Annotated in this window: 15 protein-coding genes; 10 read left to right on the plus strand and 5 right to left on the minus strand. The window is 54.9% G+C overall.

What is annotated here, in order from left to right; all coding sequences use genetic code 11:
* The first annotated feature begins 21 nt into the window (after positions 1 to 21).
* Both L971_RS05410 and L971_RS05415 read left to right on the plus strand, forming a co-directional pair.
* Entirely contained in the window at positions 22 to 471 is a 450-nt protein-coding gene (locus tag L971_RS05410; RefSeq protein ID WP_047374829.1) for an OsmC family protein, read from the plus strand.
* Positions 472 to 560: 89 nt separating this feature from the next.
* Positions 561 to 1,001 (plus strand): GNAT family N-acetyltransferase, encoded by a 441-nt coding sequence (locus tag L971_RS05415; RefSeq protein WP_024371263.1) that lies wholly within the window; start codon positions 561 to 563, stop codon positions 999 to 1,001.
* Here L971_RS05415 and L971_RS05420 read toward each other — a convergent pair whose 3' ends face one another.
* On the minus strand, positions 1,002 to 1,448 hold the full coding sequence (locus tag L971_RS05420) for a DUF4385 domain-containing protein (RefSeq protein ID WP_024371262.1): 447 nt from the start codon (positions 1,446 to 1,448) through the stop codon (positions 1,002 to 1,004).
* 68 nt (positions 1,449 to 1,516) lie between these two features.
* Here L971_RS05420 and L971_RS05425 point away from each other — a divergent pair, with 68 nt between their 5' ends.
* From L971_RS05425 to rbsB, 7 genes are all read left to right on the plus strand, one after another.
* Positions 1,517 to 2,068 carry a GNAT family N-acetyltransferase gene (locus L971_RS05425; protein WP_047374832.1) on the plus strand — a complete coding sequence of 184 codons (552 nt, stop codon included), beginning with the start codon at positions 1,517 to 1,519 and terminating at the stop codon, positions 2,066 to 2,068.
* Between the two features lie 100 nt (positions 2,069 to 2,168).
* Positions 2,169 to 3,152, plus strand: a complete 984-nt coding sequence (locus L971_RS05430; protein ID WP_047374834.1) for a LacI family DNA-binding transcriptional regulator — start codon at positions 2,169 to 2,171, stop codon at positions 3,150 to 3,152.
* Positions 3,149 to 4,033, plus strand: a complete 885-nt coding sequence (gene rbsK, locus L971_RS05435) for a ribokinase (protein WP_047374836.1) — start codon at positions 3,149 to 3,151, stop codon at positions 4,031 to 4,033. Before L971_RS05430 ends, rbsK begins: the two co-directional genes overlap by 4 nt.
* Positions 4,033 to 4,422, plus strand: coding sequence for a D-ribose pyranase (rbsD, locus tag L971_RS05440; protein WP_024371258.1), 390 nt, complete (start codon positions 4,033 to 4,035; stop codon positions 4,420 to 4,422). Before rbsK ends, rbsD begins: the two co-directional genes overlap by 1 nt.
* An 11-nt stretch (positions 4,423 to 4,433) precedes the next feature.
* Positions 4,434 to 5,912, plus strand: coding sequence for a sugar ABC transporter ATP-binding protein (locus L971_RS05445; RefSeq protein ID WP_024371257.1), 1,479 nt, complete (start codon positions 4,434 to 4,436; stop codon positions 5,910 to 5,912).
* Position 5,913: 1 nt separating this feature from the next.
* Entirely contained in the window at positions 5,914 to 6,879 is a 966-nt protein-coding gene (gene rbsC / locus L971_RS05450) for a ribose ABC transporter permease (protein ID WP_029334116.1), read from the plus strand.
* Between the two features lie 22 nt (positions 6,880 to 6,901).
* On the plus strand, positions 6,902 to 7,813 hold the full coding sequence (gene rbsB / locus L971_RS05455; RefSeq protein ID WP_024371255.1) for a ribose ABC transporter substrate-binding protein RbsB: 912 nt from the start codon (positions 6,902 to 6,904) through the stop codon (positions 7,811 to 7,813).
* A 39-nt stretch (positions 7,814 to 7,852) separates the two neighbouring features.
* Here the strand turns inward: rbsB and L971_RS05460 are convergent, their stop codons facing one another.
* Entirely contained in the window at positions 7,853 to 9,250 is a 1,398-nt protein-coding gene (locus L971_RS05460; RefSeq protein ID WP_024371254.1) for a 6-phospho-beta-glucosidase, read from the minus strand.
* A 192-nt stretch (positions 9,251 to 9,442) separates the two neighbouring features.
* Here L971_RS05460 and L971_RS05465 point away from each other — a divergent pair, with 192 nt between their 5' ends.
* On the plus strand, positions 9,443 to 10,327 hold the full coding sequence (locus L971_RS05465; protein WP_024371253.1) for a MurR/RpiR family transcriptional regulator: 885 nt from the start codon (positions 9,443 to 9,445) through the stop codon (positions 10,325 to 10,327).
* Here the strand turns inward: L971_RS05465 and L971_RS05470 are convergent.
* Genes L971_RS05470 through L971_RS05480 form a run of 3 tightly spaced genes read right to left on the minus strand, consistent with a single transcriptional unit; the run spans position 10,320 to position 14,171 of the window.
* Positions 10,320 to 12,851: a YfhO family protein gene (locus L971_RS05470; protein WP_047374840.1), complete on the minus strand. Its 2,532-nt coding sequence runs from the start codon at positions 12,849 to 12,851 to the stop codon at positions 10,320 to 10,322. The genes L971_RS05465 and L971_RS05470 overlap by 8 nt on opposite strands.
* The gene (locus tag L971_RS05475; RefSeq protein ID WP_024371251.1) at positions 12,848 to 13,237 is read right to left on the minus strand and encodes a GtrA family protein; all 390 of its coding nucleotides are present in this window, start codon (positions 13,235 to 13,237) and stop codon (positions 12,848 to 12,850) included. The genes L971_RS05470 and L971_RS05475 overlap by 4 nt, the downstream gene beginning before the upstream one ends.
* The gene (locus tag L971_RS05480) at positions 13,185 to 14,171 is read right to left on the minus strand and encodes a glycosyltransferase family 2 protein (protein WP_024371250.1); all 987 of its coding nucleotides are present in this window, start codon (positions 14,169 to 14,171) and stop codon (positions 13,185 to 13,187) included. Before L971_RS05480 ends, L971_RS05475 begins: the two co-directional genes overlap by 53 nt.
* Positions 14,172 to 14,182 lie beyond the last annotated feature (11 nt).

Raw genomic sequence — 14,182 nt, forward strand, 5'->3', positions numbered from 1 at the left:
CCGTTACAAGGAGGAGATGGCATGTTAGAGAAACCGTTAGTGACGATGCGCGCTGAAGGAGAATCGACCGGGGTGAAGACGACGGTGCACGTCCGTGACTTGGCTCCGTTCATCGTCGATGAACCGGAGCGGCTCGGCGGCACCGACGCCGGACCGAACCCGCTCGAGTATTTACTTGGTGCCTTGTCGTCGTGTACGACGATCATGATCGCCTATGTCGCCCAGGACCAGAACTTTGACTATGATGGTGTGACGTTCGTGACCGAAGGGACACTCGACCCGCGCGGCTTCCAAGGCGTCGAAGGGGTGCGGACGTATTTTGAGAACGTACACGTCAACATCGTGCTCGAGACGGTCGAATCGGATGAACGGATTGCGGAGCTTCAAAAAGGTGTCGAGGCGAGGTGTCCGATCCACAATTTGATGCACGCGGCCGATGTTGACATCACGGCGACGTGGACGCGAAAGTAAAGACGGGGCCAGCCCGTCTTTTTTGTAGATGATAAAGGAATCCCCGACCCCGACCACGAACAGCATAGAGACGCAGGGAGGGGGAGCGGATGAACGTCCAACCGATGACAGACGAAGACGCCCGCGCGATTCAAACGTGGACGTACGAAGCACCATATGCTTTTTATAACCAGACTCCTTCTGAGGCAGGCATCAAGGAACTGATGGCTTATCAAGCTGTTCATGAAACAGGTGAACTGATCGGCTTTTATTGCCTCGGGCGGTACGCCCAAGTGCCGAACGATACATACGTGTACGACGATACGCACATCGACCTCGGTCTCGGCATGCGTCCGGACTTGACCGGGCAAGGCCGCGGACGCCGTTTCCTCGATGCGGTGCTGTTTGAGGCGAAACGGGCCGAGAAGCCCGTACGGCTCACCGTCGCGTCGTTCAACCGACGAGCCGTTCGGCTGTACGAGGGCGCCGGCTTCCGGCAAATCGCATCATTTGAGAAAGGCACGACCCGCTTTCTCATCATGGTGAACTGATCAACCGTATTGACGTTGATGGGCTTTCTTTCGTTTCAAATAGTCCTCGTCGGCCCGGATTTGATCCCAGCGCTCTTTGAAGATGCGGGCCGACTCGGCTTTTTCTTCATCGATCTCACGCTCGTGGATATCGCCGTCGTCTTTGTATTTGCGTCCGCCTTTGTAGTTGGCGTAGCGACGGGCCCGCGTATAGCCCATCTGAATGAACTTGCGGGCCATGTCCATGCCGACGAAATCATCGTTCTTCCGGTAAGCTTCAAACAGCTCCATAATCTCGTCCGCCGATTGTGTCGCGATGTCCGGTGTCTTGAAGCGCCAGTGGGGCAGAATCTCGCTTTTGTAAGGTTCGACGAGGAGCACCCCTTGTTCACCGCGGCCGACACGATATAGTTCGGGCTGTTCCCGAAAGTCGATCGTATCAAAATCTAAATCATAATCAAATGGCATCGTCATCCCTCCTCTGTTCAATCCATTCCCTGAACGAGTAAGAGAAAAACGATGAGAAGGAGTACAAGATGATTCAACTAGAGACAGAACGTTTGCGGCTTCGCGCGTTTCACCTCGATGACGCGGAGGCGATGTATCCGTACGCGAAAGACGACCGGGTCGGTCCGAACGCGGGATGGGCGCCCCACCAATCGATCGAGGAGACACGCGATGTCATTCGAATGTTTCAAGCCGATCAAGACGTATGGGCCATCACGCTGAAAGAGACGGATGAGGTCATCGGGACGATCGGTTTACACGACCGGCGACCGGACCCAAATATACAGCACGAGGCGCAGCGTGAGATCGGTTACGTATTGAATCCGACATGTTGGGGACAAGGCTACATCCCGGAAGCGGTGCGCGCGATGTTGCGCCACGGGTTTGAAGATCTTGGACTCGAGCGCATCTGGTGCGGTCATTTTGACTTCAATGACCAGTCCCGGCGCGTTGTCGAGAAATGTGGATTCGTCTATTCGTTCACGACGTCGCAACAACTGACACGGCTCGACGGCCGGACGGTGGCAAGTCTCGTTTACGTCATCACAAAGGAAGACTATATGAACCGCTTGGCTCTGTGATGAGTCACGCGGGTTTTTTTTTCGGAAAATAATGCTTGATATGTAACCGGTTACACATTATGATGTGATTGTAAGCGTTACCAAAAAAGGGGGTGTGGAGATGGCGACAATTAAACAAGTGGCGAAACAGGCGAACGTCTCGGTCGCGACGGTATCCCGTGTCATGAACAACAACGGCTACGTGAGCGCGGAAGCACGGGCCGCCGTCGAGCAGGCCATCGCCGACCTCGATTACGCACCGAACCGTGTCGCACGGTCCTTATTTACAAAGACGTCCGGGTTGATCGGCTTGATCATGCCCGATATCACGAACCCGTTCTTTCCCCAGTTGGCTCGTGCGATTGAGGATGTGGCCAACCGGCACGGGTATCAAGTCGTCCTGTGCAATACGGACGAGCAGTTAGAAAAAGAACAGTCGTATCTCATCGCCCTGCAGACGATGCACGTCGACGGGTTGATCATCACGACGAACCATTCGGACAATCCGAACTATGAAAAACTCGACTTGCCGATGGTGGCGCTCGACCGAATCGTGAAATCGGGGATTGATGCCGTCATCTCGGACGGTTATGAAGGCGGGCGGCTCGCGGCAGAAGCGCTCATCGCATCCGGTGCGACGAGGCTCGCCCATATCGGGGGACCTGAGCAACTGCAGACGGTGAAGCGCCGGACCGATGGCTTTGTCGATGTGGCCGGCGACCAAATCGTCGGGATGACCCGATCGAGCTTCGCGTTCAAAGACGCGCTCGTCGCGGCGCAGCATCTGTTTGACGAACATTGGCCGTTTGATGGCGTCTTCGCCGCCAATGATGTCATCGCCGCAGCGGTGCTTCAAGAAGCGGTCCGGCGAAACGTCCGCGTGCCAGAGGAGTTACAAGTAATCGGATACGACGGCATCGAGCTCGGCGAGATGACGTCCCCGCCGCTCACGACGATTTCGCAACCGATCTATGAGATGGGTCGACTCGCGACAGAGCGGCTGCTCGATTTGATTGAGAAGAAAGACACTGCGACAAAAGAAATTTTATTGCCGGTCACCTTAACGGAGCGGCAGACGACGAAACGGAAGGGGCAAGACAGATGAAGCGAATTGTAGTGATCGGAAGCATCTCGATGGATTTGGTCGTCACGACGGACAAACGTCCGCTCGCCGGAGAGACGGTCATCGGGAACACGTTTCAAACGGTCCCGGGCGGAAAAGGCGCCAATCAGGCGGTCGCCGCCGCACGACTAGGCGGTACGGTCGAAATGGTCGGATGTGTCGGCGACGATGCGTTCGGCACGAGCATCCGCCAAAACTTTGAGACGCATCGTGTCGGCACACGTCACTTGCAGACGGTTGAAGAAGACGTGACCGGCACGGCGCATATCGTGCTTGCCGAAGGCGACAACTCGATCGTCGTCGTCCAGTCAGCGAACAAGCACGTCCGTTTCACCGAGGGAGAACTCGACGCACTGCTCGACAGCGAGACGCTCGTCTTGTTGCAACTCGAGATCCCGCTTGAGACGGTCGAACACGTAAGTTCCTACTGTCGGAAACACAACATCCCGGTGCTGTTGAATCCGGCGCCGTCGCAACCGCTCACGGCAGAACTGCTCGACAACGTGACGTATGTGACACCGAACGAACACGAGTGCCGTGACTTGTTCGGGGACGTGCCAATCGAGGACGTATTGCGCCGATATCCAAACAAATTGCTTGTGACAGAAGGGGTCAGAGGGATTCGCTTCTTCGACGGTGAGACGATTCAACACATTCCGGCCATCCGCGCGGACGTCGTCGATACGACGGGCGCTGGCGACACGTTCAACGGCGGGCTCGCGGTCGGCCTCATCGAAGGCCATACGCTACTCGAGGCGGCGCGGTTTGCCGTCGTCGCATCAGGCATGAGCGTAGAAGGGTTCGGCGCCCAAGGCGGGATGCCGACACGAGACGAAGTTTTGATGCGATTGGAGCGAGTGTGATGAAGAAATTAGGTATTTTGAACAGTCACTTGACGAAAGTGTTCGCCGACCTCGGCCATACCGATAAAGTCGTCATCGCCGACTGCGGATTGCCGATCCCGAACGGGGTCGAACGCGTCGATTTGGCGCTCCGACTCGGGGAACCTTCGTTTCTCGATGTGTTGGACGCGGTCGAGGCGGATATGGTCATCGAACAGATCACGGTCGCCGATGAGGTGTTCACGGAAAATGAGGCAATCGCCAAGGCGTTGACCGAACGGTTCGACACGGTAAAGACGTGTTCGCATGAGGACTTCAAACGGGAAGTCGCCACGGCTAAAGTCGTCATCCGCACAGGAGAGGCGACACCATACGCTAACGTCATCTTGCACGCGGGCGTCATCTTTTAAGGAGGGATTCGATGCATATCGAATTGAAACGCATCCATAAATCGTTCGGTCCGGTCAGTGTCTTGAAAGGTGTCGATTTCGAACTGTTGCCTGGTGAGATTCATGCCTTGATGGGGGAGAACGGGGCCGGGAAATCAACGCTCATGAAAGTGATGACCGGGCTTCACGCCCAGGATGAAGGAGAAGTCGTCATCGACGGTGCGGTCCGTCAATTCAAACATCCGAAAGAAGCGGAGCGGGAAGGCATCGCCTTTATCCATCAAGAGTTGAATATTTTGCCGGAATTGACCGTGACGGAGAACTTGTTTCTCGGTCGCGAGTTGACAGGGGCGTTCGGCGTCATCAAACAACAAGAGATGAAGCGTCGGGCACGTGAATATTTGGCCGAGCTGAACGTGTTCATGGAAGTCGATGAACTCGCGAAAAATTTATCGGTCGGGCAGCAGCAGATGATTGAGATCGCCAAGGCGCTCATGACGGACGCGAAAGTGATCGTCATGGATGAACCGACGGCAGCACTCACCGACCGCGAGATTCGTGCCCTGTTCGCGGTCTCACGGGCACTTCGTGACCAAGGTGTCTCCATCATTTACATCTCGCACCGAATGGAAGAGATCTTTGAACTGTGCGACCGGATCACCGTGCTTCGTGACGGGCTTTCGATCGGGACACATCGCATCGTAGACACGTCGTTTGAAGAGATCGTCAAAGAGATGGTCGGCCGAGAAATTGGCGAGCGTTACCCGGATCGGACGGCGACAATCGGTGACGTCGTGCTCGAAGTCAATGGATTGATAGGTAACCGGTTCCACAATGTCTCGTTCGATGTCCGTGCCGGCGAGATCGTCGGATTCTCCGGGCTCATGGGGGCCGGGCGCACGGAAGTGATGCGCGCCTTGTTCGGGGCGGACCGGGCGAAAGCTGGCGTCGTCAAACTGAACGGAAAAGAAGTGCGCATCAAGAAGCCTGCTGACGCCATTGCTCACGGCATCGCTTTCTTGACGGAAGACCGCAAAGGCGAAGGGTTGTTGCTCGACTTCTCGCTCCGAGAAAACCTCTCGCTCCCGACGCTCGATCGACGAGCGAAAGGGACGATCATCTCACGGCAAGCGGAAGAAGAGTTCGCGGACGGCTATTTGAAAAAGCTACGTGTCAAACACCATTCGATGGAGCAAAAAGTGAAGTCGCTCTCGGGCGGGAATCAACAAAAAGTCGTGCTCGGGAAGTGGCTCGGTGTTGAACCAGACGTCCTCATCCTTGATGAGCCGACGCGCGGTGTCGATGTCGGCGCCAAGAAAGAGATTTACACGATCATGAGCGAACTCGCCGAGTCAGGCGTCGCCATCATCATGGTGTCATCGGATTTACCGGAAGTGCTCGGGATGAGCGACCGCATCGTCGTCATGCGCGAAGGGGTCGTCACCGGGACGCTCGCGAAACATGAGGCGACACAAGAGCGCGTCATGACTTATGCGACAGGAGGACAGTAACATGGAATTGAAAGCAGCGACTGCATTAAACCGACCGCAAAAGCTCGGCTGGGGACAAAAGCTAGGTCCGTTGTTCGGACTGCTCGTCATCATCGTCGTCGTGACGGCGCTTGAGCCAGGGTTCCTTTCGCTCAACAACATCTTTAACGTCTTACGCCAAGTATCGATCAACGCGCTCATCGCGTTCGGGATGACGTTCGTCATCTTGACGGGGGGAATCGACTTGTCGGTCGGCTCAATTTTGGCGCTCTCGTCGGCGTTCGTCGCCGGGATGATGGTCGATGGGCAACATGCCGTCATGGCGATCGCACTCGGATTGATCGCTGGGGCGTTACTCGGGGCGTTCAACGGGGCCGTCATCACGTATGGGAAAGTGGCGCCGTTCATCGCGACGCTTGCCACGATGACAATCTATCGGGGGATGACGCTCGTCTATACGGACGGTCGTCCGATCACGGGGCTTGGTGACTCGACGTGGTTCGAGATGCTCGGCCGCGGCTACTTCTGGATTATCCCGGTACCGGCCGTCACGATGTTGATCGCGTTCGGGGTGTTGTACTTCATCTTGAAGAAGACGACGTTCGGTCGTCATACGTACGCTATCGGTGGCAACGAGGAAGCCGCGAAGCTGATGGGAATCGGCGTCAACAAAGTGAAAGTCATGATTTACTCGTTATCCGGCATGCTCGCCGCACTCGCCGGCATCATCTTGACGTCACGTCTGAACTCGGCGCAACCAACAGCCGGGACGTCATATGAGCTCGATGCGATCGCAGCCGTCGTCCTCGGGGGGACGAGTTTAGCTGGCGGTCGCGGATGGATTGTCGGGACGCTCATTGGAGCGCTCATTATCGGAACGTTGAACAACGGCTTGAACTTGCTCGGGGTCTCATCGTTCTTCCAACTCGTCGTCAAAGGTGCCGTCATCTTGTTCGCGGTACTACTTGATCGAAAACAAAACGCGTAATCATCGAAAGGGGAAACGGAAGATGAAAAAATGGACAGCTTGGCTACTCGTATTGACGATGGTCCTCATGGCGGCATGCTCGACGGAACAACCTGGGTCGAGTTCGGAGCAGGAGACGAAAGATGGGGACTTTAAAATTGGTCTCTCGATCTCAACGTTGAACAACCCGTTCTTCGTGGCATTGAAAGACGGGGCGGAAGAACAAGCGGCTGAACTCGATGCCACACTCACGGTCGCAGATGCACAAAACGATGCGGCGAAACAAGTGAGTGACGTCGAAGACATGATTCAAAAAGGCATGGACTTGATTCTCATCAACCCGACGGACTCTGAAGCGGTCGGAGCCGCTGTCCAAAGTGCGAACGACGCGGGTATCCCGGTCATCACGGTCGACCGGAACGCCGAGTCAGGTGAGGTCGTCGCTCACGTCGCGTCAGACAACGTCGCCGGCGGGAAGCTTGCGGGCGAATACATGGTCGAACTCGTCGGGGAAGGCGGAAAAGTCGTCGAACTCGAAGGGATTCCAGGAGCTTCGGCGACGCGTGACCGCGGTCAAGGGTTCAACGAGGCGATCGATGGAAAACTCGACGTCGTCGCGAAACAATCGGCCAACTTTGACCGGGCCCAAGGCTTGACGGTCATGGAGAACATCTTGCAAGACAATAAAGACATCGTGGCCGTGTTCGCACATAACGATGAGATGGCACTCGGTGCCGTCCAAGCGCTCAACAGCGCTGGGATGAGCGATGTCAAAGTCATCGGCTTCGATGCGACGGACGACGCCGTCAAAGCGGTCGAGGACGGAACGATGGCCGCGACGGTCGCGCAAAAACCGACGGAGATTGGAAAGCTCGGCGTGGAAGCTGCCGTCAACTACTTAAAAGGGGAGACGGTCGAAGAAAGCATCCCGGTCGACCTCGAATTGATCAAGTAACGTAGAAAGCCGCCGCATCTATATGCGCCGGCTTTTTTTTCATGCTTGTTCGATAGGGTGGAGCGACCGGACGACTTCGTCTTTAACCGTCACGCCGCTCGCTTCGAGCTCGGCGATTTTGTCGGCGAACTGAGGCAAGTGGTCTTTGTGCGCGATTAAGAGTTCGTCGAGCACGCGTTTCGCGGTCTCCCCGCTCGGGATGAGCGGATTGAGAATGAACGCTTGGAGCGCGAGGCCATAGTCGCCCGTCACGGCCGCCTCCTCGACGCACAGCTCCATGTTCTTCATCACGTGGAGCCAGCCTTTCTCGGCGGGAGCGAGCGCGCCGAATGCGATCGGTTTCGCCCCGGTCGCCCCGATATAGGCGGACACTTCGACGACATCGTCCGGGGCAAGGTCAGGGACGGCCCCATTGTTTTTCGTCGAGACGACGATGTGTGTGTTCTTGTTCGCATAGATCGATGCGATCGTCTCGCACGCCGCGTCCGAATAGTGGGCGCCGCCACGTTTGGACAGTTGCTCGGGCTTGTGGTCGAGGCGTGGGTCTTTATACAGTTCGAACAGCTCCGCTTCCGTCTGCTTCACTTGTTCGGCCCGTGTCCCGACAGCCGGGTCTCGGTACTCCTCGAGCATATGGGCGAGCATCTCCTCGGCGCGGTAATAGTAACGATGGTAACCGCATGGGATCATGTTCATCTGCTGCAACTGCTCTTTGAAGAACGGCATGTCGTGAATGTTCGCCGGGATGCCTGAATCCCCGTCAACCATCTTGTCGATGATGTCACGCGTGACGTCGGTCCCGTTCGAGTCATGGACGCGATGCCAGTGGAAGTGGTTCAATCCGGCGAACGAATACGTCAGCTCTTCCGGTTTCTTGCCGATCAGTTCCGGCTCGGCCATCATCGCGTTGACCGGGACGTTGCAAAGTCCGATGACTTTGTCCCATCTCCCGTAACGGATGATGGCGTCTGTCACCATGCCGCTCGGGTTCGTGAAGTTGACGAGCCACGCGTCCGGACAGAGTTGTTTCATGTCTTCGACGATGTCGAGGATGATGGGAATCGTCCGGAACGCTTTTAAGATGCCGCCGGCCCCGTTCGTCTCTTGCCCGACCATGCCGTACGAGAGCGGGATGCGTTCATCTTTGATGCGGGCGTCGAGCAAGCCGACACGGAACTGGGTCGTGACGAAGTCGGCGTCTTTCAAGGCTTCTTTCCGCTCGAGCGTGAGATGTACGGTGACGTCATAAGGTGAGGCGTCCCACATCCGTTGGGCCATCTGCCCCACAATCTCGAGCTTCTCTTTCCCAGCTTCGATATCGACGAGCCAAATCTCTCGAATCGGCAACTCTTCGTAGCGTTTGATGAATCCTTCCATCAATTCTGGTGTGTAACTGCTGCCGCCTCCGATTGTGACGAGCTTGATTCCGGTTGTCATGTCAATTTCCTCCTTGTTGATTCACAAAAAATAAATCAGAAGTGTAAATGAAATAGGTGTAACTAAGCTTCTCATTCAGTATAAAATAAAGAAAAATAGAGACAATACGATTGGAGATAAGTCCGAAAGCGTTTACAAACAAATACAATTGTATATTTATTTTTGTGAATTTCATTTACAGGAGGCGTCGTCATGTTGTTGACCGAGAAATTAAAACAAGATTTATTCTCGCCGTCTGAGCGAAGCGTCATCGATTATTTATTTGAACAGCGGGAACACATCTCCACGAAAACGATGAAGCAAATCGCAGAGGCGACGTATACGCATCCATCGATCCTTAGCCGAATCGCCGAGAAGCTCGAGTTCTCGGGTTGGCTCGAGTTGAAGACTGTGTTTTTAGAGGAGATCGACTATTTGAATCGTCATTTCTCAGACGTGGATGCCAACTACCCGTTTGCGGCTGAGGACGGGTTGATGACGGTGGCGAACAAAGTGGCGGCGTTGAAGCAGATGACGATTGAAGACACGTTATCGCTCCTTGACCATGAGGCGTTCGAGCAAGCCGTCACGATGTTGCATGAGGCTAGGCATATTAAAGTCTTTTCAATCATTCATAACTTGCTACTCTGTCATGACTTCAAGTCCAAAATGAACCGCATCGGCAAGCAAGTCACACTTTGTGAGGTGGACGCCGAGTTCGAGGCGGCAAATGCAGACGAAGCAACGTGTGCGCTCCTCATCTCCTATACAGGTGAGAGTGATTACACGGTCGGTCTCATCCCATATTTAAAACGACGCGACGTCCCGGTGCTCGCCTTGACGAGCCTCGGGGAGAACGCCATCTCGCATGAGGCGGATTGCACACTCCGGTTGACGACGCGTGAGCGGCTCTATTCAAAGATCGGCAGCTTCACCTCAAACGATTCCATCCATTGCCTGCTCGATTTCTTGTATGCGGGTGTGTTTGCGAAAGACTACGAGGAGAATCTCAAGTATAAGATTCAAATCTCGAAAAAGTTCGATCACCGGAAAAGTTCGAGCGAAATCATGCAAGAAAAAGAGCATCCGTTCACGTGAACGGATGCTCTTTGCGGCGCAGATAGATGAGATAACCGACGAACAGACCGAGACCAAGCAAACTGAGCGCGGTCGTGACTATGAAGAACGGTGGACGATACGTCAATTCGACGTCGTTTCGTCCTTCATCGAGCAGGATCGCGCTGAACGCGTAGTTCGCCTGTAAGACGTCGCGCTTTTCTCCGTTGACGCGAGCGCTCCATCCTCGTTCGAACGGGACGGGGAGAACGGCGTATGTCCCAGGGCGGGCATCCTCGACCGTGAAGTCGAGGTCGGGGCCGTCCCACGTGACCGGGATGTCCGGGCGAGCATCCGCCTCGTCAAGCGCGGACTCGAGCGTCGAATAATCTTCCCACTCGACGGTCACGTCTTCGAGCGCGTACGTTCCTTCCGGAAGACGCAACGGCACACGCTCGGATAGAGGGGTGCGAAGCGTCATCGAGGTGAGGTCGGTCCGATAAATCGAAGCCTCGGGCTTTCGGGTCGTCCGGTAACCGCCGAGCTTGATGAAGAAGCCGTCACCCTCAAGCTTCCGGATATTGAAGGAGACGTATAGGTCGCCTGTCGCCGTCGCCGGGACGTCAGGAATCAAGTCGAGTCCCCCTTCATCGGAAGTGACACGAAGCGTATCATCGTCGAGCGCGGCATCGACACCTTCTGTCGTGAAGTCGATCGATTGGGCCGGGGTCGGCGTTTCGTTTCCAGCTTCTAAGATGACACCCGAGAGCATCGCCTGTTCGCGCGTCAACATCGAGGCGTCGTCAAGCTCGGCTTGACGATATGTGGACGTCGTCGTCCGAACGAACGGGAGCCGTGTCTCGCTCTCGTAGACGGCGTAACGTTCCGTCTCGGCGAGCAAGTTGAACCCGTAAGGTGCTTCGCTCGACACGTTTTGGTTACGCATCCAATACGGGCTCGACAACAAGTGGTGCAAGTTCGCGCGATTGCCGAGCGTACCGTAGCGGCTCACACTTTCCCGCAACATATCAATCTCGAGGTCGCTCCAATAGAACGTCAGCAAATTCCCGTTCAAAATGCTTGAATAAAGACTCGTGCCGAGGAACGACTGGACGATTGGGGTGTTGTTGCGCAAATGAACCATCCAATCGAGACGTTCGAGCGGTCCGGCTTCTTCTTTCACGAAATCAATTAACTCCCGCTGTTCGGCACTGTCGTAACGTGAGCTGTTCACGAACGCCTCGTTCGTGTTGACGATCGATTTGTCGTGAAGGATGAGCTTCGTATAGCCATTGAAGACGATGAGACATGATGCGATGAGGATGTAAGGTGCAAGTACCGGTTTCCACCAAAGCGACGCGACGGTGATGAGCATCAGCCCAAACATGACAAGACCGACCGGCCATGACGCGACATTCCCAAATAGACCGAGCAGGAGATAAAGCGAGACCGTCCCAGCTGCGGCGATGAGGAACGCGCGCGTCTCGAACCGCCACTGCGACAACCCGACCGCGACCGCACCGCCGATCGTGAAGCTCGCGAGGTATTCCCAGCGGAATTGCGGGGCCGAGAACCCGTTAAAGAAGCTGCCGACGTGAGGGCTGAAGTGGAGCACGATGAACAGGAGGCTCATCGACGAGAATAGCCGGAACGCGGTATGGCGATAGAGTGGACGATAGAGCGCAAGCAGCACGAACGCTGCCGGAATGATTAAAATGGTGCTATCGTATAACACGTTATCGAGACGGAGCCACGGAATGTCATGTGCGAGTGACGGTCGCTCGTTCTGCAGAAAGCCATAGGTGGCCGGAACGAACGCGAACGCGCTCAACAAGAGCGCGAGGACGCCAGATCCGCTATAGAGCATCCATTGGTGCCGACGTCTGAGCCGATCTTCCGGGAAGCGGATGAACTGGCGGAACAAGACATAGACGAGGACGAACACCAAGTTGATGTAGGCGAAGTAAAAATTGTTGATGAGCATGATGGCACTGACAACGATGAACAAATCCGCCCGGCCGAGCCGGATGATCCGCTCGAGCCCGATGACGAGGAGCGGCACCCATAAAAAGGCGTCCGCGAAAAACTCCCAAAACGTGACGTGCCGGATGTACATGACCGACACGCCGTACACGATAGCACCGGCAAACGCGTAAAGCGTCTGGACGTGAAAGAGTCGATACGCGTACGTCGTAAACAATAAAACGACAGCAAGGCGGACGACACTCACGACGAGGGCGAGCTGTAACCATAGTTCTAAGTCAGGATTGACGAGCCCGAGCGCATCGAACAACGAGACGACGGCGACCGTGAGCCAAAAGACGGCTGACGTCGCGTAATAGTAGGCGAGCTGCGTGATGATCCCGCCGCCGAAGCCGAAGTCTTCCGCATAGACGAGGTTGCCTTTATGGAACGTCTCGTACAAGAAATGTTTGAACGGGACCATTTGCGATAATCCGTCGTTCGGTCCGGCGATGTAGCCGCCTTGTGATTGATAGTAGATGAAGAACGCATGGGCGACGATTGACACGAGAAATGCTGCGACGACGAGTATGACTTTCTTCATACGGCCGATTGCTCGCGTTTTAAAATTTTACTCGTGACGATGAACGTCGCCGGCACGGCGATGAAGATGGCGAACAGCGGCGCGATCGATGTCGAGACATTGAGCTGTTCGACGAGTAAATAAATACAGACGGTCGTGACGGTGAAGTTGACGACTTGCGTCAACGGGAACTGTAAAAATTTACGTAACGTCGGTTTGACCTTGAACGTGAAATAGCTGTTCAAAAAGAAAGAGGCGACCATGCTGAGCGTGAACGCCACCACATGAGAGACCCCGTAGCCGACTTTCCAAACGTGATGAAACAACATGTACACCAAATAGTAATTGAGGGTGTTAATTCCCCCGATGACGATGAATCTTATAAACTCTGCCTTTCGCTTGTTCATTCACACTCTTCCTTTGCATATTGGTTTCTTGAATCAAATAAGCGGGACGCTGTTTCGTCTCGAAATAGATGCGTCCGACGTATTCGCCGATAATCCCGAGGCTGACGAGTTGGATGCCGCCGAGTAACAGGATCGCCGAGATGAGCGTGAAGTAACCCGGTGTCTCGACACCGTCTTGGATGATGCCGAACAGCGTGAACAAGATGTAGAGCATCGATAACATAAGGATTGAGACGCCCGTATAAAAGCAGAACCGGAGCGGTTTCGAGTTGAAGGAAATCAACCCGTCGATCCCGTAGTTGAACAACTGATTGAACGACCATTTCGTCTCGCCGTTTTGACGCAAGACGTTCTCATACGTGACGATTTTTTGCTCCATCCCGATCCAAGAGAACAATCCTTTCGAGAAACGGTGATTCTCGTTCATCCGTAACAGCGCGTCAATCGCTTCCCGACTTAGGAGACGGAAGTCGCCGACGCCGTCTTCAAGTTCAACGTCGACAATTTTATTGATCAGTTTATAGTACGTCTGCGAAGCGAGTTTCCGGACCCCGCTCTCGCCGGTCCGGTCGCGCTTGGCGATGACTTGATCATATCCTTCTTCGTAACCCGCGATCATTTGAGGAATGAGGGCAGGGGGATGTTGCAAGTCGGTATCCATTAAAATGGCGGCGTCCCCGGTCACGTGTTGGAGACCAGCGAGGATTGCCGCTTCTTTTCCGAAGTTTCGTGAGAAGGAAACGTACCGGACTTCAGTGTGTCGATGCGCCAACTGTTTGATGGCGTCTAGCGTATTGTCAGAACTCGCGTCATTGATGAACACGATTTCATAGTCATACGTGCTCCCCTCGAATTGCTCACGGATGGCTTCGAAGATAAGTGGAATGTTTTTTTCTTCGTTATAGGCGGGGAGAATAAATGAGATGACGTTCATAAAAAAAACTC

Source organism: Exiguobacterium sp. ZOR0005, from assembly GCF_000798975.1.
GTDB classification, from domain to species: domain Bacteria; phylum Bacillota; class Bacilli; order Exiguobacteriales; family Exiguobacteriaceae; genus Exiguobacterium; species Exiguobacterium aurantiacum.